Below are 24,005 nucleotides of genomic sequence, written 5' to 3' on the forward strand. Positions count from 1 at the left end.
CCCCTTTGATCAGGCCGCCAGTCCAGTTGCCGAAGTTTCTGGAGGTCTCTCCGCAGCCAGTAGCGCCCGGTCGTACTCGGCCTTCCACGTGATCCGTTCCGCGATGGCCCGCATGACCAGGTGCGGCCGGGGTGGAACCTGCGGATCGCCAGACTCGACCTTCCGCCAGACCTGCTGTGACCGGTCGGCCTCCGGCTTCTCGATCCCGACTGCCGCGAGCGCCTGGAGCACGAAGGCCCGCCGGTCGGCCTTGTGGTCCACCAGCGTCTTGCCCGACCACTTCCGCGACACGAGGACCCGGCGGCCGGGCAGCCCGAGCGTGGTCCGCCGGTGAGCCCGGCCTTTGCAGTGCCCCGGCGTGGTCTTGCCCGTGACGCCCTTGGGCTGGACGCCGTAGAGCAGCCAGACCGCGCAGCGCGGCGAACACGGCGTGACCGACAACTCGGCATGAAGCCGGTCGTGGTGATCAGCCTGGGCCGCGCTATCCGCCTCGACCACCTCACCCGTGGACTTGGTGAGGTACTTGGTCAGGTAGCCGATGTGACGGCCGGCCTCTTCGGTGCCGCCGAGAATGCCCTTCGAGTGGACTTGTCGCCCGAACCGCACGACGTGAGCCGGACGCTCCACGGCCTCCACCGCGTCGTCCCACCGGGTCAGCGGCTGACGCGTCTCCGGGTCGACGAACCCGTGTTCGGGACCGTCCCAAACCGGGCGCCGGTCGGTGTAGACGATCTCTTCATGGGACGGCCACCAGACCTGGTGGTAGGTGGCTTCGGTGACCTGGCGGATCACGTCGTGCGGTACCGAGCCCCGGATGGCCGCGTGCAGGTGCGGAGCGGCCCGCCGTTGGGGCTCGACCGTGGCGAAGTACTGGGTGTCCCAGCCGACGACCCGGCGCAGGTTCTGCCACCACCGGTCCACCAGCGCGGAGAAGTGCACTGCGTCCCGGGCCGCCCGCCGGTAGTCATATCGACTTGGGTCGACCGGGGTGCCGTCGCCACGGACCGGGCCGTAGGTGTCGCAGGTCAGGGTGACGAACATCGAGGGCCGGAACTTCCCCGCGAACTCCCGGCCGACCGTCGTCTTCGCGACCTTCCGTCGAGGCAGGTTCGGAGCGTCCTGCCGCCGCTTGGTCGAGCGCTTCACAGCTCGCTTGGTCGGGACGTCGAGGGCGGGCAGCCGGCCCCGCATCCCGAGTTGCCGAAGTTCCGCATCAACCCCGGCGACCTCCTCCCGCAGCTCCTCCGCCTCCGCCTGGTCGTGCTCGACCACCTCCCGGTAGGCGGCCACCAGGTCCGCCCGGTAGGTCAACAACTCTTTCTGGTCCTCCGAGGGCGGCTCGGCGGCGAGGATGGGTTCCTCGGTCAAGTGCCAGCCTTCACGGCACTGGGCCTGCCGCAGCGCCTTCGCCTTCCGCGCACACGGCAGGCACACCGACTCGACGGTGGACCCGCACGGCACCGGCACGTAGCGCAGTTCACCGGTGGCGGTGTCGCCAACCTCCATCGTGAAGGGCCGGACGCAGACCCCGTGCTTCTCCGCCGTCGCCCGAATGACATCTGCCGCGAGCGGGGTTCGCATCCGTTCAGCGCGTGTCTCGCTCATCAGGCCGCCACCCCCTCGGGCGAAGACCAGCCGCGCAACACGTACACGGGCATGTCCTGTTTCGCTCCGGCCGGGAGGTCGGGGAAGGTGCTCGGCTCGAACCGGACCACGCCGTAGACCTGGACCGGGATGCCGCACGGAGTCCGGCCGGTGACCGAGATGTGCACCCACTTGCCGTCGACCAGCCGCCACAGCCGCGCCGAGACGTCCTCGAGCGTCTGTGTCCACACCACCAACGCCCGCGCGACCTCCGGCAGCCCGTCGACGTCGAGCTGGACCGTGATCGGGCTGGACCAGGCGTTGACGTCGACCGTGGCGACCGGCGGCAGTTGGTGTGAGTCGAGGTGGTCGCGGATCGCGTCGAGGAAGATCATCAGTCGGTTCACGCGGCCACCCCCTCACCGCCGTGTCGCAGATCCGCGACACCACCATTGGTCACGTACGCCTCCAGCGCCTTCACCGTGCTGTCAGAGACCCACCCAGCACGGATGCGCAGCGGCTCACGGATGCCTTCACCCCAGACGTAGCCCACGCCGGCCTCCGAGTCGCCGATCCGGTTCGCCCAGGCCCCGCGTTCATACGCGCCGTCACCCAGCACCATCCCGACGTGCGTCTTTGAGGTGACCCGCAGGCACACGCGACGGGTGAACAGCTCCCGCACGGGAACGGTGTCCTTGGTGGGTTCCTGGACATAGCCGCGGACCGAGATCCCGAGTGCCCGGCCTTGAGTGGTCAGCAGTGCGACGCGTTCCACAATGGCCTCACGGGTCTTGCGGTCGGTGTACTTCGTGAGCGCGCCGATCTCGTCGAACTCCAGCAGCTCCAACGGATACTCCGTCGACACCGGGATGGTCCGCAGCCGACCGGCGAACGCGCGCTTGCGGGATTCCATCTCCTCCACCAGGCCGTCGAGCAGCTCGACCGCGTCCTTGCCGCCGACCGCGTACCGGGTGAAGATGCCGCGCCCGTAGGCCAGTTCCATGCCCTTGGGGTCGATCCCGGACATGCGCACCACCCCGGCCCGAATCGCCGGAGCAGCGGCCACCAGCGGGCACCACATGACGCTGTTCTTGCCCGCACCCGAGGCACCGGCAGTCAGGCAGTGCGCACCCGAGCTGAGCAGCGGAACGCGCCAGTCACGCCCGTACTCGGTCCGCCCCGCCCAGACATTGCGCAGGTCGACGCCGGACGAGTCGACTCCGTCCGGGACCTGAGGGCCGGCCACGCCTCCGCTGAGCAGGTCACGACGTTGAAAGTCGATGGACACGACGTTGGGAGCCAGCTCGCGAACCTGGCAACGAGCGACCTTCCGCGCGACAGCCAGCGCCCGGGCAGCGTCGTCGAAGTCCTCCGGCTTCTGCCCGGCCACCAGTTCCACCCACACCTCATCCCACGACGCACCCGACCGGACACCGAGGACCTTGGGCAGCCGCGTCCCGGCGCGAGTTGAGGTCGAGCGGGAGAGCGCGCGTCGACGGCCGACGAGGTTCACGTTCACCACCACCGGCAGCGCCTCATCCCGCACCGACAGACCACAGGCATGCAGCCACTCCGGCAGCTTCCGCCCGTACACGGCCCAGCGCGCCCACCAGGAGCGCAGGAACCGCCAGCACCACTGGTCAAACGAGACCGCGTCGATCATCCACCACATCACCAGGACCGCCGCGACGCTGCCGAGGGTGATCGCCAGCGACAGCCAGCCGATCAGCTCACACCAGCCGTAGACCGCGACAACGGTGAGGCTGGTCCGCCACCGGGTCACGACCTGCGCGAGCATCCACACGACCGCCTTGCACAGCCACCACAGGGCCACGAACACCACGGCCGCCGCAGCCAGAGCTTCCAGGATCGAGGCCAGGGCGCGGCCGATCTTGTGCAGCACCCACACGCCGAGCCCCAGCCCGGCCAGGGCCACTACCGCGAAGCCGGGAGACATCACCGACCACCCCGCTTCACGTCGAGGTCCAAGGGCAGCATTCCCAAGCAGGGGGCGCACTTGGTTTCGCCGGGCAGGAGTTTGGCGAATCGTTTGCAGGAGGCGCAGCGCGTTCGGGTGACCCCCGTTGACGCTCGCCGGTTGTCGTCGTTTAGCGTTGTCATTGTTCACTTCCGCTGGTTGTGGACAGCGCAGGAGCGGCAAGGTTGGTAGCCAGGTTCCGCTTCTGCGCCTTAACGGATCACACGCACCCGAAACAGGACGTGCTTCATCACCGCACGTCATAGCGTGCGTTTTTCACTGATACTGTTGACTTTTCGGTCGTCTACATGGGACTAATCAGCGGGCGCCCCTTTCGCCTGAAGGTTCGCCGAGATCTCACCCGCCTTCCGCTCCTCGTAACCGGCCCAGTACAGCGCCTCGTGGTGATGACCCCGGTCGACGTCCGCGACCGCCTTATAGAGCCGCGCGTTGCCGAGACGGAACGCCAGCCACACCGAGGGGTTCGCGTCGCTCGGGGGCCGGCGGTCCATCACGACCTCGTGAGCGTCCCGCAGCGTCTTCGGCTCACCCTTGCGCACGGTCAGTCCTCCCTGCGCGGGCTTCCAGCAGCGCCGCCAGGTCCTCGGCGTGGTCGCGGAGCCGGCGAAGGAACACCGCGCATCCCCTCCAGGCGGTCTGGTCCTCCGGCGGCACCAGCGTCACCACGCACAACCCACCAGCCAGCACCAGGACCGGCGGATGCGACGCGCCCGTCCCGGTCTCCTCCACCGTCACCTCGGTACCCGCCCCGACCGTCCAGCGCAGCCCCAGCCCGTCCCACGTTGCCGTCATGTGCTTCCCACTCCCGGGCCAAGTCGGCGAACCCCTCGGCCGCCGACTCCAGCGCCGCCACACACCACCACGGCAACCCGCGCGCCTGCGCCAGCTCGTGCCACGCCCGCGACACCCGCCGCGCAGCGTTCGCCGTGTTCGTCGCACTCACCGGCGACAGGACAGTGCGGCCGTGTTCCCACGCGGCCATGTAGTCCCGGTACGCCTGCTCCCACGCCTCGACCCGCTCGCGGAAGCCCATCGCTGTCACGCGGCCTTCGCCGTCTCACTGGTCCCGCCGGACCGAGACGGCTTGCTTGCGGCCTGCTTGAAGCCGGTCGCGCGGAACACGTAGGACTGGTACTTGAACTCGCCCTGCCCAGCCACGCGCGGTTCCGCCGTGAGGCCGTCCAGCTCGATCGGCCGCATGCCGGGCAGCGCCTCGGAGGTGGTCGGCACGGGCTGCACGTCGGCGAGAAGGGTGATCTCGAACGAGGCACGCTTCGCGCGTGTCTCGGCCGGGTCGGTGACCATCACCTTCCACTGCCGCTTACCGGTCACCTCGTCGACCCGCTGCCGCACCGGGCGATTGGCGGCCCGGTCCTCCCGCGACTGGTACTCGTTGTCCGGCGACACCTCGCCCACCATCACCAAGCCTTGCGGAAACGCGTCGTCGAAGTCGATGCCGAACCGGTGTCCCTTGTCGATAGCCATGCTGAATCCCTTGTGTCGTCTGTTAGTCGGTAGCTTCTGGCGGTTCTCCGCCTCGTGCCGCTGCGGCGTCCAGTGCCGCGCTCACCTCGTCCAGTTCCCTCCGCAGTACGGCGATGGCGTCGGAGTCCACGAGCAGGACCACCGGGAACGCCTTGCCGAACCGGACTTCCGCGCGGTTTGCGTACGTCAGCGCCCTGACACGAATCGGCAGATCAGCCGTGACGTGGATCTGAACCGTGTCGCGCATGCCACGCCGCGCCTACGCCGCACGTCGGCGAGGGACCGCCCGCTTGTCTAAGCCAGCCGGCCGAACGGCGGTTTCAGTGGTCACGCCTACCTCCTCGGTGTCCTGGCACCGGGCCTGCCCCGGCAACCTGACACCCAGACTCCGCCAAAACGCGGGACGTGATCACCACGTGGCGGGACATCTCGGGACGTCCCTGGTACAGTCGAAGACGTCCCTACACGTCCCAAGGGGTGACGATGCCGAACGAACGCCTGCGTGACGCGCTGCTGCGCAACGGCCTGACGCTGGAGCAGGTCGCCAAGGCTGTCGGGGTCGATCAGAAGACCGTCGAGCGCTGGATCACCAAGAACCGGACGCCCTACCCCAAGCACCGGCACAAGATCGCCGCCATGGCGCGCGAGTCGGAGACCTACCTGTGGCCGGACTCCGTGGCCCCGGAGCGCAAGGCGGAGACGGCCGCCGCCGAGCTTGTGCAGGTCTTCCCGCACCGGAACGCCGTCCCCGTTGAGCTGTGGGATCGGCTGATCAAGGACGCATCGGAGACCGTCGAGATCCTGGTCCACGCGGCGTTGTTCCTGGTCGAACGCCCGCGGTTCATCAAGGACCTGACAGCCAAGGCAGCGGCCGGCGCCCGAATCCGACTCGTGTTCGGCGACCCCGAAGGGGACAGCGTCGCGCTGCGTGGCGAGGAAGAACAGCTCGGCGACGGGACGCTCGCGGCACGCATCCGCAACGCGCTGGCGTCCTACCGGCCTCTGGTCGGAGTCGACGGCGTGGAGATGCGGTTCCACAACACGACGCTCTACAACTCGATCTTCCGGTTCGACGACGAGATGATCATCAACACGCACGTGTACGGGTTCCAAGGAGCCCACGCCCCGTCCCTCCACCTGCGAAGACTGTCCGCGGGGGACCTCTTCGAGACCTACTCGGAGAGCTTCGAGTCAGTCTGGAACCTCGCCAAGCCGGCCACCTTCTAGGAGGCAGCATGACCCGAGTCGACTACTACAACGACCCGAACGCCCCAAAGGCCAACAGCATCGCAGTCGCGGTGTCTGCCTTCATCCAGGACGACGAAGGCCGAATCCTGATGATCAGGCGCACCGACAACGACTTGTACTCGATACCTGGTGGCCAACTCGAACTCGGCGAAACGCTTGCGGAGGCGGCAGTCCGAGAGGTGCGCGAGGAGACAGGCATTGAGTGCGAGGTCACGAAGGTGATTGGCTTGTACTCGGATCCCAAACATGTCATCGCTTACGACGACGGCGAGGTTCGACAAGAGTTCTCAATATGCTTTCGCGCGCGTCCCCTGTCAGGCACACTTCGCACAAGCAACGAAAGCAAAGAAGTCAAATGGATCACACAGCAAGAAATGGCCGGAATCGCAATACATCCCGCCATTCGTATGCGTATTGATCATGCAATCAATGGCTCAGGTGACATTTTTTTCACCTAGATTGATCGCAGCTTCCCCTGTCAACCTACTTTCCGGCGCCTGATCCGCGACCGACACAGAGACGACTGAAGACTTAGCAAGATCATTATAATGATCGATAATAGACCTGAACCTTTCATTACGAAGAATAGTTATCAACATATTGAACTTTTCTTCTTCATCCGGAAGCGTCAAAACACTTGCTACCTCTTTCCCGATCCTCTTCTTATCAGCTTCGTCGATCGATGGCATTTCCTTTGCATGCCTTACAACCTCTTCAGCTATACCAGCGGGCAACAATCCTGCGGCCATCCACCTGCCACGAATCACATTCAAGTCTTGCCTACGAAGACGCACCATGCGTTCATCAAGTGCAAAGACAGCATTGAGGCGAGCCACATCGTATAAGTAAGTGAATCCTACACTTACAGACTTTCCCTTCACCTCAGATCTTTTAACTGGGCTTCGCAACGCTAAAGGTCCAAGCAATCCCACCGCCAAGCCTGCAACAATCTCCGACACGTTACCTTTTGTAACATTGTCTACTGCCGCCACTTTGGCATAGCCCAGCATCAACAAAGAAGCCGCGATGTAGTCGACCAAGACCACCGCAAGCCACCAAGCCGTAGCCTTGAACCGTTTATCGTTAAGAGGGTGGCGATGATTTCGATACGCAAGCTCGACCGTCGTAATAAATGCACACGATGCAAACGCAGCGAAGAAAGCCCCTGGTGCCATAAGTTATCCCACCAAGCGGTATGCAACGACACCATCCGCATCCATCTCGGTCACACGCTTCTGCGTGACCAACGCGGCCAATGAATCAATGATCTCCTCATATGGACGCCGCAGTTGCAGGACGATCTCACCGACAGTTGTTGAACCCCTTCCACGAAGAAAATTCTCGATATCCTCAATTAGCGGCTCAAATCTACGAACCAAATCACTCAGTTGCGCCAAAGAGAACTGGGGCGCGCCGCGCAGAATACCAACTACCTGCCTCGCAGTTGTACCCACAATTTTGGTGGCCTTCACTGAAGCCGCCTGCTCAGAAGCAACCTCTTCGTGACCACCAGTAGGACGCGGGCGAGTCTTCTTCGAGACCAACTTTCCGTCGTTTAGGTCAAGAACACGAATATTCTGCTTCAACCTATAGCCGGAATACTGACTAAGATCAAGAGCGTAACACTCACTGCGCTCTCCGGCACGATCTCCGTCCGAGACACTTGCATCAATCAAGTGAACCAATCGCACGTCTAGCAACCGACTCAAGATGCCGTACTCGTCGGGATTTCGCTCTTTATCGCGGAAATCAACCCTAAAGTAAGTAAATCCTTTAACATCCAAACAGAACTCACGAACTCGACTCAGAGCCTGCAAGGTCTGCGAGGAAAACCCGGTATTAGAGGCGAGATCATCTTCGAGTTCCCCAATCTTACTCTTCGCCGCATCGCCTGCCGCTTGATTCACATCGCTAAGGCCAACCGTTCTAGCCGAACTCCTCGATCGAGCCTTATTGATAGCGGAGGAAGTAAGAGTTAGAAAGTCCCTTGGAACGCCACCGCTAGCGAACACAAGCCTATCCACAGCATTTCGAGCGATAACGTTCCCCGTGGTGGAGATCGCCGCGTGCCTACAGTAAGAGTCGAGAACTTTTCCCAGGAACTCTACTGCCGCACTCGGATCTTGGAGACTCAAATCCAGATCAATGACGTTGACATCCTGACCTGTCTGCAATCCAACCGGAGGACTTGGTCGATACCATCTCGACAAGTGGCGAATAGAAGCAATCTTGAGCCACACGTCGGCATCCCTTGTCGAGGCATGCAAAAGGTCCAAAACGTCAGGCTGCTGCGGCCGAGGAACATAATAGAAGTCGTCAACGAAGAAGTAGATCCTACTCCCCATGCTTGAAGTGGCCCTTTTGATGCACACTTGCAGACTTGGAATAAGGCGACGAACCTGTTCCGGGGTGACCTCTGACTGTTCGAGCAGATCTTCGATTTTTCCGCTTGTTTCGACAAGTTCGGCAAAAAACATCGACCGGTCTAGCCGGTTTCGATGCGCTTCTCCAACAAGTTCTTGCATCAAGATCTTTACCAGGCCAAGGAAAATCCTGTCCGGCCCTTCCGAACGCAGCGGGTGAGCGTTGGACCACGCTGCCACGAATCCGTCTTCAAGCAACTGCCGACGCGCTTCGATCAGCAAGGCGGTCTTCCCCGCACCCCGCCGACCAAAAATGAGGTTATGCCTTGCGCTAATGACCTGAGCGAGATTTGCTGTATTATTTGGAATATAAGCCAAGCTAGGTTGAGCTTCCGAGGTTCGAGACCGCGCCGTCAGTAGTTTAACAAGCTCGTCGACGCGAGGGTCATCCAAACTTCGAACCGGCCCCCGCGGTTGCTCAGATTTGCGCTTCAATGGTCGAACCGAAAGCAGTATCGAACCACTTTCTTCGGACAGCAAGGCCTCTACATCAGCAGCTATCTCGTTTGCACGCTTCAAGTACTCATCCGGAACAGAGATAAAGTAGATTCGCTCCAGCCCAATCTGTCGAACGCTAACGTCAACGTCGACGGAAAGGAGGTTCTTGAAGTGTGCCGCGAGGCCGTCTTCACTGTCGATTGAACTCACGAGAAGCCTTTCACACCTTCTGCCAGAACTTGCCGAACTTAGCTCTATGGGATCAAGGGCGCGCCGCCGCTGGCGGCGCGCCTGTCGCCTACGTAGCCCCTCGCCTTGGCGGCCGCATCCGCTTCCGACACGGCGGGCTGCCGCTCCGCTCCGCCCGCCGGCCGGGCGGTGCGGCCGCCAGCGGGTCACCTGGCGCAGCACCGCGCAGCGGCGGCACACGGGTCCCCAGAGCCAACGTTGGCCTCCTCTGCGAGCGGCTGTGCCATACGGGTCGTTCGTGACTCGATCTCCGTTACGCACCGTCGTGAGGGACCTCCATCCCGACGCCTGATCGTGACAACGGCCGGTAGCACCGCGTCAAGACGATGAAGCGTGTCTTGACCCGGCACCACCGGCCGCGTGCTGGCTTCGTATCGGGATGCAGGGGTAGGTGTGGCTGGTCCACCAGGCCGTCTCCAGGCCGTCAGGGGCCGGGGAGCAGCGACAGACGACGAGAACTAACGAGACGCATCAGCGCAGGTCAGAGGCCGTTTGCGGCGAAGTGAACGAGGTCGACGAGAACCGGCTGAGAAATTCTGGACATTTTCGAGGGAACGCAGCAGATTCAGCAGTTGATCGTCGCGAGGCGGATTCTCGGGAAGACCTCCGCCGAACTGAAGTAGGTCACTCGCGGTCGGCCTCCGGTACCCTCGCGGGTCAGGGAGGCCGATCGTGACCGACTTCATCGTTCACCAGCCCGACGACTCCACCCCCATCAAGTCACCCGAGGAATGGGACGCCGAAGGCTGGGATGCCGGTCGGCGAAACCCCAAGACCCTCGACGAAGCACGCGAAGCCCTCGCCACCCGGATCGCCGCTCACGATGCTCCCGATACCGAAGCGGACGCCGGGGCCTACGACGGTCTGGAGGGCTGACCGTGTACGTCCTGTGGCTCGTCGACGCCGCCCGCAGCACCGGGTATCCCGTTGTCGAAGTGCCCGGGTGGCAGAGCCGCGGGCAGGGTGGCATGCGCGTTGTCGAAGGCGTTGTCGGGCACCACACCGCCACCGCCGACTCCGCGCCCGGGGACTACCCCTCGCTCGACATCGTCACCAACGGCCGGCCGGATCTCGCCGGGCCGCTGTGCAACCTCGGGCTCGGGCGCAGCGGCACCGTATACATTGTCGCCGCTGGATGCGCTTACCACGCCGGGGCTTCGCGGTGGCTCGGGTTCCTCGACCTCAACGACGAGTTCCTCGGCATCGAAGCCGAGTCCGCGGGCGCCGGCGGGTGGACGGACGCGCAGCGCGACGCCTACCCGAAGCTCGTCGCCGCCCTGTTGCGGTACATGTCCCGCGGGGTCGAGCGCTACGCCGGCCACAAGGACGTCTGCGTTCCGCCCGGCCGCAAGATCGACCCCGTCGGCATCGACACCGCCTGGCTGCGCGAACGCGCCGCCAACCCCACCGCCTCCGAACCCCAGCCGGACGTCGAAATCCTCGAACGCATCACCGTCACGCCGCCGGACGCCGGGGAGAACATCGTCCGCGTCTTCCTGTCCGGCAGTCCCGGTGGCGCGATCGTGGTCCGGCCGCGGCTGGGCGGGGACGGCTTCGCGCGGCCGATGTGGGTGTCGAACATCTACGCGTGGGGCTCCGACCGCACGGGCGTCGGCCACAACCCCGCGCAACTCCCGGGCCACGACCCGAAGCTGACGTCGCACCGGCGTTACGACGTGCCCGGCGCGGTGTGGGCCGACGTCCGCTACAGCGCGGCCGAACCGTTCGAGATCGACCTAGTCGGCTGAGATCTGGTCGTCCAAGAACTCGTCGAGGTAGCGCCACGTAGTCCCGCGGGCCTTCCGCCCAGTCAGCACGCCGAGATGCCCGCCCGGCGCCGTCTTGAAGCGGACCTCCGGTGCCTTGTCCAGCAGCTCCACCACCCGCTCCACCGACGGCCGCGGCGCGATCGTGTCGTTCTCGCCCGCCACCACCAGCGTCGGGACGCGGACCGACGACAGCGAAATGATCCGCCCGTTCAGGTCGACCTTGCCCTCCGCCAGGTCGTTCGTGCGGAACAACCGGTGGTACAGCTGGCCGAACGTCCGCCCGGGGTAGGCGTACATGTTGCTCATGAAGTGGTCGACGGCCTCGATCTGCGCGAGGTAGTCGCGGTCGTCGAGGTGCGACAGGATCGCGATCGGCTTCGTGATCTCCTTGCTGATGCCCGTCGCGCGGAACACGCGGCTGACCAAATAGGACGGTGCCCCGCCGAACGCGCGGTAGATCGGCGTCAGCAGGTGACCGTTCGTCAGGTCCACCAGCGGCCGGAACGGCGCCACGATCGGGATCGCCGTGAAGTCCACCGGGGAGCCGATCGCCGTGATCGACGCGATCGGCAGGTCCGGCTGGTCGGCGTTCACCAGCAACGAGAAGATCCCGCCCAGCGACCACGACACCAGGTGCACGTCCTGGCCGCCGGCGTCCGCGCTCACGCGCCGGATCGCCCGCGGCAGCACCTCGTCGATCCAGTGCTCGATGCCCAGGCGGCGGTCGGAGAACGCCACCATGCCGTAGTCGACGAGGTAGGCGTTGCGGCCGCGCTCGACCAGGTGCTCGATCAGGCTGCAGCCGCGGCGCAGGTCGAAGCAGATCGCCGGCGCGGCCAGCGGCGGCACCAGCAGGATCGGCGGCCCGGACACCGGACGGCTGCTGTGCGTCATCCGGTACACCGAGCGGTTGGGCCCCTGGTCGATCAGCACCCGCGGCATCGGCCGCAGGTCGGCGACGCCGCCGTGCAGCACCTTGCCGACCACGTTCGACGCCGCGGCGGCCAGCCGTGCGGGCGGTGAAACCATTTCCTCGAGCCTCCTGCGACGTCCCCGGGCACTTCCGGTCAATCTTGCCCGGTCAGGCCGGTGGACTCAACACCGTCCACGTCCAAATCGGACAGTCGCTAGGCCGTCCGAGTTACTCCGCACCGGCTCCTGGCGCGCTTTCCGCCGCGCGCGCCTCGTACTCCGCGCGGGCCGGGGAATGGGCCGCTGAAGCCAAAAGCTGGTCCGCCTTCAACGCGCGGGCGAGCCCTTCGCCGAACCGCCGCGGGAGCAGGCGGGTGAGCTTGCCCATAGTTCCCACGGACCGGGGCACGTAGACGTCGAAACGAGGCTTGCGCAGCGTGGATACGATGGCGTCGGCCACATCTTCCGGCCGCGAAGACTTGAACAGCTTCGCCTCGCCGAGGCCGCTCGCGAGCTCCGTCCGCACGATCGCCGGCATGACGCACGAAACGTGCACGCCGGAACCGTGCAACTCCAGGTGCACCGCTTCGGACAACCCGACGACCGCGTGCTTGGTCGCGCAGTACGTCGCCGCGCCGGGGAAACCCGCTTTGCCCGCGAACGAAGCGACGTTGACGATGTGCCCGGACCGCCGCGGCCGCATCCGCTTCATCGCTTCGCGCGTCCCGTGGATGACGGCGTGCAGGTTGATCTCCAGCTGACGCCGGGTCGTCGCGTCGCTCTCTTCTTCGAGGTGGGCCAGCGGCATGATCCCGGCGTTGTTGATCAGCACGTCGATGCGGCCGTGCCGGCGTTCGACCTCGTCGAGGAACTCGGTGAAACCGGCGATGTCGGTGACGTCCAGCGGGAGCGCTTCGGCGTCCAGCTCGCCTGCGGTCTTCTCGGCCCGGACCTGGTCGAGGTCGCCGATCACCACCTTCGCGCCCAGCCGGGACAGCGCCGACGCGGTCGCCGCGCCGATCCCCTGCCCGCCGCCGGTGATGACGACGACCTTGCCCGCGAGCTCCTCGGCCATGGCGACTCCTTCGTCTGTTGGCAACGCGTCAACAGTGTCACCCCTGGCTCGCGATCGCGCTACCCCACGCGTTGCTCGAGGACCTGTCCGACCCACTCGCCGACGTGGAACTGCACAGTCGGCCTGAAGCCCTGACTCTCGTAATAACGTTGTAAGGCGCCGTCGCCGCCGGCCCAGCAGTCGACGCGCACGAGGTCGATGCCGCGCCTCCGCGCCTCGTCGAGCGCGTACTCGATGAGCCGACCGCCGACGCGCCGCCCGGTGAACCGCCGGGACGTGATCAGCAGCCGGACGTAGAGTTCACGCTCGTTAACCGGTGGGACATGCGGGTCGTGCTCCTCGGAGACGATCAGCGCGCCGGCGGCCTCGCCGTCGACCACCGCGATGCGCAGACCCGGGTCCGCGGCCATGCCCTTGACGCGTTCGACGCGCTTCGGCACACCGCTCCACGGCTCGGTCCCCCACTGCTTCGAGCTGCCGCGCGCGACGAGCCATTCGACGGCTTCGTCGAAGAAGCGCAGCAACGTGTCGACGTCCCCAGAGTCACCCGATCGGATGACGGTGTTGTCCATGCCCTTGTTTACCGCACCACGCGTACGCGCGGGCTGACTTCGGCGAGCCACGTCGCGTTCAACCGGTGGCTCGCTTTGCGTCATCCGAGCTTCAAAGAGCGCTGATTGACTTTCTCCGTTCCCCACCTCTCTCGCGACGAGGACGAATTGACTCAGTCAGTGCCCCCGGGCGATCCGTTGGCCGCGTTCACCGTCGAACTCGAAGAAATCCGGGCAAAAGCCGCAGCCGCCGAGGAAGCGCTCCGATCCGCCACCGCCAGCGTGCAGTCGCCGGACGGGGCGGTCTCGGTGACCGTCGGTCCCAGCGGCGTGCTGCAGGACCTCCGGTTCGGCCCCCGCGCGTACGAACGCCCGCCGCAGGCCTTGTCCGGCTTGGTGATGCAGCTGATCGGACGCGCGCAGCAGAAGGTCTCGGCCCAGGTCGCCGACGCGTTCGGCGGCATGGTCGGTGAGAACTCGGCCGCCCGTGAACTGCTCGACGAGTTCCTGCCGGCCCCCGAGCAGGACGAAGGGCCGCCCCCGGGCAAGAGCGACGTGTTCATGCCGGAGCAGGAGGCCGACGACCGCCCGCCGCGGCCGCCCGCGCCACCGCACCACCCGCCACCGCACCACCCGCCGCCGGCGCCGCCCCAGCCGCAGCGTGACCAGCCGCGCCGTCGTCCCCGGCCCGCGCCGGACGAGGACGACGGCGAGAGCAATCCCTGGTAGCAGGAGGAGAAACCAGTGGTTTCCGGAGAAGGTTTCTCGGTCGACCCGGCCGAGCTGCAGAAGTTCAGCCAGTTCCTGTCGGGCACCACGCAACCGGCGGTGCAGGAAGCCGCGAACCGGATGCAGGCCGCCAACGGGTTCGACAACGCCGCGTTCGGCATCCTGCTCGCCCAGGTCCTCGCCGTGCCCTCGCGGATCACGATGGGCGTGATCACCGGGGAGATCAACAAGCTGGTCGGGGACATCGGCAAGTCGGCCGACGACGTCAAGAAGGCCGCCGAAACGTACGCGACCCACGACTCGAACACCGCCAAGGGTTTGAGCACCTTCGAGACGGAGCTGGGCAAGTGACCGTTCCCATCACGGCATCGAACTCCACGACCGGCGCCGGCGTCTTCGACAGCTGGAAGCAGGTCGGCGACTCGATCGGCAAGGTCCAGACCGAGCACGGCGGCGACCTCGCGGCCGTCAGCGTGGAGCTGGGCGTCAACGTCATCAGCGCCGTGCTCGACACCGTCGCGTTCGCCATGGACCCGCTGGCGAAGCTGATCGCGGCGGGGCTGGGCTGGCTGATCGAGCACGTCTCGTTCCTGAAGTGGCCGCTCGACCAGGTGGCGGGCAACCCCGCGGAAGTCACGAAGGTCGCCAACGAGCTGCACAAGATCGGCGAATCGCTGCGCAACACCGGCACCTCGCTGGACGACACCCTCAAGTCGACGATCACCCAGTGGCAGGGCAAGGGCTACGACAGCTTCCTCAAGTCGATCAACGACCGGAAGGGCTGGATCGACGCGAACGCCAAGGCGGCCGACGTCGCCGGCTACATGGTCGAGACCACCGGCGCGCTGATCGGCGCGGTCCGCTCGCTGCTGCGCGACATCATCACGACGATCCTCGGCGACATCATCTCCACGATGCTGATCGCGCTCGCGCTCGCCATCCCCACCTTCGGCGCGTCGATCGCCGTCGGGGTGACCAAGTGCGTCGCGACCGTCTCGGTGCAGGTCGCGGCGATGATGGCGAAGCTCGCCAAGGTCGTCGCCTACGCCGGTCGCACCCTGGCCCGGCTCACCGGCCTGTCGAAGCTGGTCAAGGGCAAGCCGGGCTCCTCGTCGAGCGCGGGCCACGAGCTGAGCAACCTGCCGCCGCACGGTGGCGGGGTGCCGAACTTCTCGCGGCCGCTGCCGAAGCCGCCGGGCACCGCCGTCACGCACGACGGCCCGCCCACCACCGGCGGCGCGACGCCCAGCACCCGTCCCCCGGGCGACGGCACGACACCCAACTTCTCGCGGCCGCTGCCCCCGCCGGGCACGGCGGTCACGCACGACGGGCCGCCCGCGCCTGCGGGCGGCACTCCCAGCACCCGGCCGCCGGGCGACGGCACCACGCCGAACTTCTCGCGGCCGCTGCCGAAGCCGCCGGAGCCGCCCAAGCCGACGCCGCCGAAGTCGCACCTGAGCGACCACGACGTCTCGACGATCAAGAAGCACGAGGACTGGCTGAAGACCAAGTTCGGCGACAGCTACAAGAAGATGAAGTTCGTCGACGACTGGCTGAAGGCCAAGCACCCGGACTACTACCCGATGCTGAAGGCGCTGTCCGACGCCAAGAGTTCGAAGAACTTCGTGGGCTGGGGCGGCAAGGACATCGTCCAGGTCGACCGCGGCCTGACCGACATCCAGATGCAGGCGGAAGCCGCCTGGGCCGAGGAAGACAAGAAGGAACAGCAGCCGAAGTAGCGGTAAGGGGGCGCCTCCCGCGGGAGGTGCCCCCTTACTGCGTCAGGCGACGCCGAGGTGACGCGAGATCAGCATCTTCTGGACCTCGCTCGTGCCCTCGCCGATCTCCAGGATCTTCGCGTCGCGGTAGAAGCGGCTCACCGGGAACTCGTTCATGAACCCGTACCCGCCGAAGATCTGCGTCGCGTCGCGAGCGTTGTCCATCGCCGCGTTGGACGCCACCAGCTTCGCGATCGACGCTTCCTTCTTGAACGGCTCGCCGCGCAGCATCTTCGACGCCGCCTGGTAGTACGCCAGGCGCGCGGTGTGCGTACGGACCTCCATGTCGGCGATCTTGAACTGGATCGCCTGGTACTCACCGATCCGCTTGCCGAACGCGACGCGGTCCTTCACGTACTGCAGGCATTCGTCGACGCAGCCCTGCGCCAGACCCACCGACAGCGCGGCGATCGCGACGCGGCCTTCGTCCAGGATGGACAGGAACTGGGCGTACCCGCGACCCCGGACGCCGACCAGGTTCTCCGCCGGCACGCGAACGTCCGAAAAGGACAGCTCGTGCGTGTCCGAGCAGTTCCAGCCGACCTTGGAGTACTTGGGCGCCACCTCGAAGCCCGGCGTTCCGGACGGGACGATGATCGCCGAGATCTCCTTGCGGCCGTTCTCCATCACGTCCGTCACCGCCGTGACCGTGACCAGGCGCGTGATGTCCGTGCCCGAGTTCGTGATGAACGCCTTGCTGCCGTTGATCACCCACTCGTCACCGTCCAAAGTGGCGCGCGTGCGGGTCGCGCCCGCGTCCGAACCGCCACCCGGCTCGGTCAACCCGAAGCCGCCCAGCGCCGTGCCCTCGCACAGCGAAGGCAGCCACTTTTCCTTCTGCTCCTGGGATCCGAAGCGGAAGATCGGCATCGCGCCGAGCGAAACGCCGGCTTCGAGGGTGATCGCGACCGACGAGTCGACCCGCGCGAGCTCCTCCAGCGCCAGGCACAGCGCGAAGTAGTCGCCGCCCATGCCGCCGAACTCCTCGGGGAACGGCAGGCCGAACAGGCCCATCTCCGCCATCTTCGCGACGATGGCGTACGGGAACTCTTCCTTCTCGTACAGCTCACCGATCACCGGCGCGACTTCGGCGTGCGCGAAGTCCTCGACGGTCTTGCGGAGGGCCTCGTACTCCTCGTCCAGGCGGAAGTCGATCACTGCTGCTCCTCTTGGGGCGTCACTACGGCAAGGGTTTCGTCCAGCGCGACCTGTTGGCCTGCCCGGACTGGGAGTTCGCTGACGACGCCGTCGATCGGCGCGGTGACCGTGTGCTCCATCTTCATCGCTTCGACGACCAGCAACGGCGTGCCGGCCTTCACGACGTCACCGGCCGCGACCTTCACGACGAGCACCGTGCCCGGCATCGGGCTGGTGACCGGCCCGGCCCCGGCGGCCTCGCCGCGGGACGAGAGCACGAATTCCTGCTCCCCGAAGGGAAAGCTCAGTCCGTCACGGGCGAGCCAGACCGTCCGATCGGGACCGCAGGCCTGGCGGTACCGGTCGAACCCGCCGGCGTGCCGGATCTCCAGGACGTCGCCGTCACGCCGCGCCGAGACCTCGGCTGGCTCGGCGTCGTCGACCTGGACAACAGCGGCCGCCGGCGTGCCCTGCACGCGGACCACGGCGTGCGCGGCGCCGGACTTCAGCCGGAACACGACGCCGCCGGAGCCGCCCATCCGCCAGCCGTCCGGCACGTCCCACGGGTCCACAATGGACCCCGAAGGCTGCAGTTCCAGGAACCGGTCCAGCGCGGCCGCGACGAAGAACTCCGCGGGCACGTCCGACGAGACCAGTTCGGACAGCCGCCGGTCGACCAGCTCGGTGTCGAGCCGGCCCGCGCGGACGTCGTCGTCGGCCAGCAGCCCGCGCAGGAACGCCGTGTTGGTGCCGACGCCCAGCAGCGCCGTGTCGGCCAGCGCGCGGTCGAGCCGGTGCAGCGCGGCCGCGCGGTCCGGGCCCCACGCGATGACCTTGGCCAGCATCGGGTCGTAGTTCGAGCCGATGACCGCGCCGCGCGTCATCCACGAGTCGACGCGGACGCCGTCGCCGGCCGGCTCGTGCACCGCCAGCACAGTTCCGCCCGTCGGGATGAACCCGCGCGCCGGGTCCTCGGCGTACACGCGCGCCTCGACCGCGTGTCCATTGAGGACGACGTCTTCCTGCGCGACGGAAAGGTGTTCCCCCGCGGCGACCCGGACCTGCCACTCGACGAGGTCGAGGCCGGTGACCAGCTCGGTGACCGGGTGCTCGACCTGCAGGCGCGTGTTCATCTCCATGAAGAAGAACTCGTCGGGGTTCTTCGCGGACATGATGAACTCGACGGTGCCGGCGCCGACGTACCCGACCGAGCGCGCGGCTTCGGCCGCGGCCGAGCCCATCTTTTCGCGAGTCGCCTCGTCCAGCAGGACCGACGGCGCTTCCTCGATGATCTTCTGGTGCCGCCGCTGCAGGCTGCACTCGCGCTCGCCGAGGTGGATCACGTTGCCGTGCTTGTCGGCCATGACCTGGATCTCGATGTGCCGCGGCGTCGTGACGAACCGCTCCATCAGCAGCGTGTCGTCCCCGAACGACCCCTTGGCCTCGCGCCGGGCCGACTCGATCGCGGCGTCCAGCTCCTCGGGCGCGTGCACGAGCCGCATGCCCTTGCCCCCACCGCCGGCGGACGGCTTGAGCAGCAACGGGTAGCCGACCTTCGCGGCGGCTTCGGCGAACCCGCCTTCGGGAATGTCCACATCGGACGCACCGGGCACGACCGGGACGCCGGCCTTCGACACCGTCGCCTTGGCGCGGATCTTGTCGCCCATCGCGTCGATCGCGGCGACCGGCGGGCCGATGAACACGAGCCCGGCGGCCTCGCAGGCGCGCGCGAACTCGGCGTTCTCCGCCAGGAAGCCGTAACCCGGGTGCACGGCCTGCGCCCCCGACGACACGGCGGCATCCACGATGGCCGGGATCGAAAGGTAGCTGCGAACGGCTTCGGCGGGACCGATGCGGACGGCGGTGTCCGCCTCGCGGACGTGCCGGGCTTCGGCGTCCGCGTCGCTGTACACCGCGACCGCGCGGATGCCGAGCGCCCGCAGCGTGCGGATGACCCGGACCGCGATCTCGCCGCGGTTCGCGACCAGTACTGAGTCGAACATCATCACATCCGGAAGACGCCGTAGTTGACATCGGACAGGGGCGCGTTGGCCGCGGTCGAGAGCGCGAGGCCGAGCACCGTGCGGGTGTCCGCCGGGTCGATCACGCCGTCGTCCCACAGCCGCGCCGTCGAGTAGTACGGGCTGCCCTGCGCCTCGTACTGCTCGCGGATCGGGTCCTTGAACGCCTCTTCATCCTCGGCGGACCACTCGCCGCCGCGGGCTTCGATCGAGTCGCGGCGGACGGTCGAGAGCACCGACGCCGCCTGTTCACCACCCATCACCGAGATCCGCGCGTTCGGCCACATCCACAGGAACCGCGGCGAGTACGCCCGGCCGCACATCGAGTAGTTGCCGGCACCGAACGAGCCGCCGATAACGACCGTTAACTTCGGCACTCGCGCGCAGGCCACCGCGGTGACCATCTTCGCGCCGTGCTTCGCGATGCCGCCGGCCTCGTACGCGCGCCCGACCATGAAGCCGGTGATGTTCTGCAGGAACAGCAGCGGGATCGAGCGCTTGTCGCACAGCTCGATGAAGTGCGCGCCCTTCATCGCGGACTCGGCGAACAGCACGCCGTTGTTCGCGACGATCCCCACCGGGTGGCCGTGGATCCGCGCGAAGCCGGTGACCAGCGTGGCGCCGTACTCCTTCTTGAACTCGCCGAACCGGCTGCCGTCGACGATCCGCGCGATCACCTCCCTTACGTCGTAAGGGGTGCGCGGGTCGGTCGGCACCACGCCGTACAGCTCCGCGGGGTCGACCGCCGGCGCTTCGGTCGGCAGCACGTCCCACGGGCGCGGCGTGCGCGGTCCGAGCGTCGAGACGATCTGCCGGACGATCCGCAGCGCGTGCGCGTCGTCGTCGGCCAGGTGGTCGGTGACGCCGGACTGGCGGGAGTGGACGTCGCCGCCGCCGAGCTCCTCCGCCGTGACGACCTCGCCCGTCGCGGCCTTCACCAGCGGGGGGCCGCCGAGGAAGATCGTGCCCTGGTTCCGGACGATCACGGCTTCGTCGCTCATCGCCGGGACGTACGCGCCGCCGGCGGTGCACGACCCGAGCACCGCGGCGATCTGCGGGATGCCGCGCGCGGACATCGTCGCCTGGTTGTAGAAGATCCGGCCGAAGTGTTCACGATCCGGGAAGACTTCGTCCTGCCTGGGCAGGAACGCGCCGCCGGAGTCCACCAGGTAGACGCACGGCAGGTTGTTGTGCAGCGCGACCTCCTGGGCGCGCAGGTGCTTCTTCACCGTCATCGGGTAGTACGTGCCGCCCTTGACGGTGGCGTCGTTGGCGACGATCACGCACTCGCGCCCGGACACGCGCCCGATCCCGGTGATGATGCCCGCGGACGGCGCCTCGTCGTCGTACAGCCCGTTCGCGGCCAGCGGCGAGAGCTCCAGGAACGGCGAACCCGGGTCCAGCAGCGTGTCGACGCGGTCGCGCGGCAGCAGCTTGCCGCGTTCGAGGTGCCGCGCGCGCGACTTCTCCGGTCCGCCGAGACGGGCGGCGGATAACCGTTTGCGGAGGTCTTCGACCAGCTCCGCGTGGGATGTGGCGTTGCGGGCGTAGGCCTCGCTGTCCGGGGCAGCCGAAGTCCCCAGTGCCGGCGTGTCCATGGGCTCCCTCGAAGTTAGCGGTCGTTAACCTCCGCCTCGATGTTAGCGACCGCTAACGTGGGTGTCCAGTCGCCGGAATGCGGCAGCGCCGGAATGTGGAAAGGCCACCCCGGCGAACCGGGGTGGCCTCCGTACCGCGGGAGGTGCGTCAGCCGATGGCGCCGCGCAGCGGGGCGTAGTAGCCGCCCGACTGCCCGGCCACCGTCGGGTGGTAGGACTCGATGACCGGCCAGGTGAGGCTGTGCAGGTAGTCGTCGGCCGACGAGCAGATGTTGTGCCCGACGAACGACGGCCGCACGTCCACGAACGTCGCGCCCGCCGACGCCGCGCGGGACTGGATCACCGAGGCGAGGGTGTCCGCGCCGGAGTTGATCGCGGTCCGCTTGGTGTCGCTGAGCCCGACCCAGCAGGAGCCGGGCACGGTGTAGAAGCGCGGGTAGGACAGGACGACGAGGCGAGCGCCCGGCGCCTTGGCCTTGATCGCGTTGTAGGTGTTCGTCAGCAACGGCGGCAGGGTGTTGTTGACGTAGGTCTTCGCGGTGTTGACGCGGTTGACGCAGTCCGAGTCGCTGCCGAGGGTGCAGGTCTGGATCACGTCGCTGAAGCCGGCGTCGTTGCCGCCCACGGTGACCGTGACCAGGGTCGCGTTGGAGGGGATGGAGTTGGCCTGGTTGATGACGTCGCCGGTCTTCGCACCCGAGCAGGCGAGGAAGGTGAACGACGTGCCGCTGTGGGCGTTCGCCCAGAGCTGACCGTAGGCGTTGGAGCTGCGGTAGCAACTCCCGGAACTGCCGTAGCTGCCGGCCCCGACTCCCGAGGAGTAGGAGTCGCCGAGCGCGGCGTAGACGGTCCCGGCGGCGTGGGCGAGGCCCGTGACGCCGAGAGTGGACAGGACGACGGCCCCGAGAGCCGTGCTCAACCTCTGGACAAACCGTCGCGAAAGACGGATCGGAACCCCCATGGGCCACTCCTTTGTGACAGAACCGACCTGAAAATCACAGCAGGTGGAAGCCCCACAAGGAACCCCTAGTTACCTGTAAGTAACCCACTCGGCCCACGCCGGAAGACGGGAACACGGTTAGCGCTCGCTAACAGGGAGTTTCGCCGGAACAGCGGGACGGACAGGGCGGACATCCGCGACACGCGGCGAGGTTCACCCGGGCCGGTGACCGCACCGTCCGGCCGCACACCCGGACGTCCCGAAGCGAGGCGGGCGCCACTCGGTGTTAGCGCTCGCTAACCTGCCGCTCTACTATGACCGGATGCCGGCCAACCCCACTCCTCTCGTGAACGGCGAGAAGGCCAACAGGCGCGAACAGATCCTGGCCGCGGCCGCCGAGCTGTTCGCCCACCACGGGTTCCACGGCGTGGGCATCGACGACATCGGCGCCGCCGTCGGGATCTCCGGGCCCGCCCTCTACCGGCACTTCCGCAGCAAGGACGCGATCCTCGGCGAGATGCTGAACTCGATCAGCCGCTACCTGCTCGACGGCGGCACCACGTGGGCGGCCCGGCCCGGCACGCCGGACGACACGCTGGCCGGCCTGGTGGCGTTCCACGTCGGCTTCGCGCTCAACCACCCGGCGTTGATCACCGTTCAGGAGCGCAACCTCGCAAACCTCACCGACGCCGACCGCAAGCAGGTCCGCGCGCTGCAGCGCCAGTACGTCGAGGTGTGGGTCCGCGCGATCCGGGAAGCCGTGCCGGAGCTGGGAGAACGGCAGGCGCGGTCGGCGGCACACGCCGTGTTCGGACTGATCAACTCGACGCCGTACAACCGCCATCTCGGTGACTCGGAGCTCGCCGAACTGCTCGCCCGGCTCGCGCTGGGTGCGCTCCGCGCGGTCGGATGACCGACCCGGATCAAGGTATCCCCACGACCGCCGTCGCTGGTGTTTGATGGGGCACGTGGATGCGGACTGGAACGAGCAGGAGCTCGTCGAGAAGGCTCAGCGCGCGCTGACGGCGTTGAGTCTCGGAGACGACGCCGAAGCCCTCGTCGAGGTCGCGCCGACGGCCGTCGAACCGCAGGCCCGCGCGGACGAGACGAAGGCGTTGATGCTGCTGCTGTTCGGCGAGTGCAGCGCGATGGTCTCCACCCTCGGCGACGGTGGCAGCGCCCCGGTGAAGGTCCAGGTCTTCGACGAGGACGGCGAAGAGGTCTCGATCGACCAGGCCGACCCGCCGGTGCGGACCGCGGTCCGGACGCTGCTGGCGGAGGTCCACGGCAACACCGAGGCCGCGCAGGAGCAGGTCGAGATCGCCCTCGCCAACGCGGCGCCCGACGAGGTGGACAGCCTGGTGCTGCAGGCCTTGCGCTGGACGATCCGGCTGTCGGTCGAATGCCTCGACCGCGACCTGCCGGTGGCCCCCTGGATCTCGGAAGCCGTCTCCGACTAGGCGCGGATGCCGTCGACGATCACCGCCACGATCCGGGGTGCCCGCTCGTCCCACTCGGCCTCCGGGATCCGCGAAAGCGCTCCGAGCAGCCGGATGACGTCGGCGGCGTCGACTCCGGCGCGGATCTCCCCGACGGCCTTTCCCTGGTCCAGCAGCGTTTCGAGCGCTTCGTCGAGCCGGTGGTGCTGGCCGGAGTAGAGGTCCTGCCACGCCGGCACCTCGATCGCCGCCATGACGCCGCGTTTGACGCGCGCGTACTCGACCAGCCGGTCCAGCCAGCGGGACAGCGCGTCCAGCGGCGAGTGCTTCGCCAGCAAGGGCGCGACGGTGTCGACGAGCTGGGTCAGCTCGGCCCGGTACACCTCCGCCAGCAGGTGCTCGCGCGTCGGGAAGTGCCGGTAGAGCGTGCCCTGCCCGACGCCCGCGGCCTTGGCGACCCGGTGCAGCTTCAGGTCGTCGGCCGCGCCGTTGGACTCGCTCAGCTCCGCCCGCGCGGCCTCGACGATCCGGTCGCGGTTGGCGACGGCGTCCGAACGGCGCTCACGACCGGCCACAGCACTCTCCTCGCATAAATGGACAAGTGTCCGGTAAGATTAACCGGACAGTTGT

At 67.0% G+C, this 24,005-nt stretch carries 26 protein-coding genes; 9 read left to right on the forward strand and 17 right to left on the reverse strand.

The genetic code is table 11. The annotated features are described in order from the left end of the window. Window positions 1–9: 9 nt before the first annotated feature. The 7 genes from ACIRSS_RS13730 to ACIRSS_RS13760 all read right to left on the reverse strand — a co-directional run bounded on the left by ACIRSS_RS13730 (window position 10) and on the right by ACIRSS_RS13760 (window position 5,315). Window positions 10–1,605 (reverse strand): replication initiator, encoded by a 1,596-nt coding sequence (locus ACIRSS_RS13730; RefSeq protein ID WP_400894389.1) that lies wholly within the window; start codon window positions 1,603–1,605, stop codon window positions 10–12. Further along, window positions 1,605–1,991: a hypothetical protein gene (locus ACIRSS_RS13735; protein ID WP_400894391.1), complete on the reverse strand. Its 387-nt coding sequence runs from the start codon at window positions 1,989–1,991 to the stop codon at window positions 1,605–1,607. Before ACIRSS_RS13735 ends, ACIRSS_RS13730 begins: the two co-directional genes overlap by 1 nt. Continuing rightward, a complete protein-coding gene (locus tag ACIRSS_RS13740; protein WP_400894393.1) occupies window positions 1,988–3,541 on the reverse strand; it encodes an FtsK/SpoIIIE domain-containing protein in 1,554 nt (517 codons plus the stop codon). Before ACIRSS_RS13740 ends, ACIRSS_RS13735 begins: the two co-directional genes overlap by 4 nt. Before the next feature lie 335 nt (window positions 3,542–3,876). Next, window positions 3,877–4,122 carry an AMED_5909 family protein gene (locus ACIRSS_RS13745; protein ID WP_400894395.1) on the reverse strand — a complete coding sequence of 82 codons (246 nt, stop codon included), beginning with the start codon at window positions 4,120–4,122 and terminating at the stop codon, window positions 3,877–3,879. Further along, window positions 4,109–4,375: a hypothetical protein gene (locus ACIRSS_RS13750; protein ID WP_400894397.1), complete on the reverse strand. Its 267-nt coding sequence runs from the start codon at window positions 4,373–4,375 to the stop codon at window positions 4,109–4,111. The genes ACIRSS_RS13745 and ACIRSS_RS13750 overlap by 14 nt, the downstream gene beginning before the upstream one ends. A 246-nt stretch (window positions 4,376–4,621) precedes the next feature. Further along, complete coding sequence (locus ACIRSS_RS13755; protein WP_400894399.1) at window positions 4,622–5,068, reverse strand: hypothetical protein; 447 nt, start codon at window positions 5,066–5,068, stop codon at window positions 4,622–4,624. Between the two features lie 22 nt (window positions 5,069–5,090). Continuing rightward, window positions 5,091–5,315 carry a hypothetical protein gene (locus tag ACIRSS_RS13760; RefSeq protein ID WP_103342138.1) on the reverse strand — a complete coding sequence of 75 codons (225 nt, stop codon included), beginning with the start codon at window positions 5,313–5,315 and terminating at the stop codon, window positions 5,091–5,093. Window positions 5,316–5,551: 236 nt separating this feature from the next. On the opposite strand from ACIRSS_RS13760, the gene ACIRSS_RS13765 reads away from it, so the two are divergent. Both ACIRSS_RS13765 and ACIRSS_RS13770 read left to right on the forward strand, forming a co-directional pair. Then, window positions 5,552–6,295, forward strand: coding sequence for a DUF5919 domain-containing protein (locus tag ACIRSS_RS13765; RefSeq protein WP_400894401.1), 744 nt, complete (start codon window positions 5,552–5,554; stop codon window positions 6,293–6,295). 8 nt (window positions 6,296–6,303) lie between these two features. Further along, window positions 6,304–6,774, forward strand: a complete 471-nt coding sequence (locus ACIRSS_RS13770) for an NUDIX hydrolase (protein ID WP_400894403.1) — start codon at window positions 6,304–6,306, stop codon at window positions 6,772–6,774. Here the strand turns inward: ACIRSS_RS13770 and ACIRSS_RS13775 are convergent. Continuing rightward, window positions 6,751–7,362, reverse strand: a complete 612-nt coding sequence (locus tag ACIRSS_RS13775) for a hypothetical protein (protein ID WP_400894405.1) — start codon at window positions 7,360–7,362, stop codon at window positions 6,751–6,753. The genes ACIRSS_RS13770 and ACIRSS_RS13775 overlap by 24 nt on opposite strands. A gap of 132 nt (window positions 7,363–7,494) precedes the next feature. Next, on the reverse strand, window positions 7,495–9,387 hold the full coding sequence (locus ACIRSS_RS13780) for a hypothetical protein (protein WP_400894407.1): 1,893 nt from the start codon (window positions 9,385–9,387) through the stop codon (window positions 7,495–7,497). A gap of 711 nt (window positions 9,388–10,098) precedes the next feature. On the opposite strand from ACIRSS_RS13780, the gene ACIRSS_RS13785 reads away from it, so the two are divergent. Further along, a complete protein-coding gene (locus tag ACIRSS_RS13785; protein WP_400894409.1) occupies window positions 10,099–10,302 on the forward strand; it encodes a hypothetical protein in 204 nt (67 codons plus the stop codon). Between the two features lie 2 nt (window positions 10,303–10,304). Continuing rightward, on the forward strand, window positions 10,305–11,174 hold the full coding sequence (locus ACIRSS_RS13790; RefSeq protein ID WP_400894411.1) for an N-acetylmuramoyl-L-alanine amidase: 870 nt from the start codon (window positions 10,305–10,307) through the stop codon (window positions 11,172–11,174). On the opposite strand, the gene ACIRSS_RS13795 is transcribed toward ACIRSS_RS13790, so the two are convergent. The 3 genes from ACIRSS_RS13795 to ACIRSS_RS13805 form a co-directional block, all read right to left on the reverse strand. Next, window positions 11,163–12,224, reverse strand: a complete 1,062-nt coding sequence (locus ACIRSS_RS13795; RefSeq protein WP_400894413.1) for an alpha/beta fold hydrolase — start codon at window positions 12,222–12,224, stop codon at window positions 11,163–11,165. The genes ACIRSS_RS13790 and ACIRSS_RS13795 overlap by 12 nt on opposite strands. A gap of 112 nt (window positions 12,225–12,336) precedes the next feature. After that, window positions 12,337–13,182, reverse strand: coding sequence for an SDR family oxidoreductase (locus ACIRSS_RS13800; RefSeq protein ID WP_400894415.1), 846 nt, complete (start codon window positions 13,180–13,182; stop codon window positions 12,337–12,339). A 59-nt stretch (window positions 13,183–13,241) separates the two neighbouring features. Next, on the reverse strand, window positions 13,242–13,754 hold the full coding sequence (locus tag ACIRSS_RS13805; RefSeq protein ID WP_400894417.1) for a GNAT family N-acetyltransferase: 513 nt from the start codon (window positions 13,752–13,754) through the stop codon (window positions 13,242–13,244). Between the two features lie 159 nt (window positions 13,755–13,913). Here ACIRSS_RS13805 and ACIRSS_RS13810 point away from each other — a divergent pair, with 159 nt between their 5' ends. Genes ACIRSS_RS13810 through ACIRSS_RS13820 form a run of 3 tightly spaced genes read left to right on the forward strand, consistent with a single transcriptional unit; the run spans window position 13,914 to window position 16,201 of the window. Next, window positions 13,914–14,462, forward strand: coding sequence for a YbaB/EbfC family nucleoid-associated protein (locus ACIRSS_RS13810; RefSeq protein ID WP_400894419.1), 549 nt, complete (start codon window positions 13,914–13,916; stop codon window positions 14,460–14,462). A gap of 15 nt (window positions 14,463–14,477) precedes the next feature. Next, on the forward strand, window positions 14,478–14,813 hold the full coding sequence (locus tag ACIRSS_RS13815; RefSeq protein ID WP_400894421.1) for a hypothetical protein: 336 nt from the start codon (window positions 14,478–14,480) through the stop codon (window positions 14,811–14,813). Further along, the gene (locus tag ACIRSS_RS13820; protein ID WP_400894423.1) at window positions 14,810–16,201 is read left to right on the forward strand and encodes a hypothetical protein; all 1,392 of its coding nucleotides are present in this window, start codon (window positions 14,810–14,812) and stop codon (window positions 16,199–16,201) included. Before ACIRSS_RS13815 ends, ACIRSS_RS13820 begins: the two co-directional genes overlap by 4 nt. A 42-nt stretch (window positions 16,202–16,243) precedes the next feature. Here the strand turns inward: ACIRSS_RS13820 and ACIRSS_RS13825 are convergent, their stop codons facing one another. The 4 genes from ACIRSS_RS13825 to ACIRSS_RS13840 all read right to left on the reverse strand — a co-directional run bounded on the left by ACIRSS_RS13825 (window position 16,244) and on the right by ACIRSS_RS13840 (window position 21,915). Then, a complete protein-coding gene (locus ACIRSS_RS13825; RefSeq protein WP_400894425.1) occupies window positions 16,244–17,398 on the reverse strand; it encodes an acyl-CoA dehydrogenase family protein in 1,155 nt (384 codons plus the stop codon). Further along, window positions 17,395–19,380, reverse strand: coding sequence for an acetyl-CoA carboxylase biotin carboxylase subunit (locus ACIRSS_RS13830; RefSeq protein ID WP_400894427.1), 1,986 nt, complete (start codon window positions 19,378–19,380; stop codon window positions 17,395–17,397). Before ACIRSS_RS13830 ends, ACIRSS_RS13825 begins: the two co-directional genes overlap by 4 nt. Before the next feature lie 2 nt (window positions 19,381–19,382). Further along, window positions 19,383–20,996 carry a carboxyl transferase domain-containing protein gene (locus ACIRSS_RS13835; RefSeq protein ID WP_400894429.1) on the reverse strand — a complete coding sequence of 538 codons (1,614 nt, stop codon included), beginning with the start codon at window positions 20,994–20,996 and terminating at the stop codon, window positions 19,383–19,385. Between the two features lie 148 nt (window positions 20,997–21,144). Further along, window positions 21,145–21,915: an SGNH/GDSL hydrolase family protein gene (locus tag ACIRSS_RS13840; RefSeq protein ID WP_400894431.1), complete on the reverse strand. Its 771-nt coding sequence runs from the start codon at window positions 21,913–21,915 to the stop codon at window positions 21,145–21,147. A 343-nt stretch (window positions 21,916–22,258) separates the two neighbouring features. Here ACIRSS_RS13840 and ACIRSS_RS13845 point away from each other — a divergent pair, with 343 nt between their 5' ends. Further along, window positions 22,259–22,849: a TetR/AcrR family transcriptional regulator gene (locus tag ACIRSS_RS13845; protein ID WP_400894433.1), complete on the forward strand. Its 591-nt coding sequence runs from the start codon at window positions 22,259–22,261 to the stop codon at window positions 22,847–22,849. Between the two features lie 46 nt (window positions 22,850–22,895). Then, on the forward strand, window positions 22,896–23,396 hold the full coding sequence (locus ACIRSS_RS13850; protein WP_086670478.1) for a hypothetical protein: 501 nt from the start codon (window positions 22,896–22,898) through the stop codon (window positions 23,394–23,396). Here ACIRSS_RS13850 and ACIRSS_RS13855 read toward each other — a convergent pair. Then, entirely contained in the window at window positions 23,393–23,950 is a 558-nt protein-coding gene (locus ACIRSS_RS13855; RefSeq protein WP_400894435.1) for a TetR/AcrR family transcriptional regulator, read from the reverse strand. The two genes, ACIRSS_RS13850 and ACIRSS_RS13855, sit on opposite strands and share 4 nt — an antisense overlap. Between the last annotated feature and the right edge of the window lie 55 nt (window positions 23,951–24,005).

This window comes from Amycolatopsis sp. NPDC101161 (genome assembly GCF_044768185.1).
Classification (GTDB): Bacteria; Actinomycetota; Actinomycetes; order Mycobacteriales; family Pseudonocardiaceae; genus Amycolatopsis.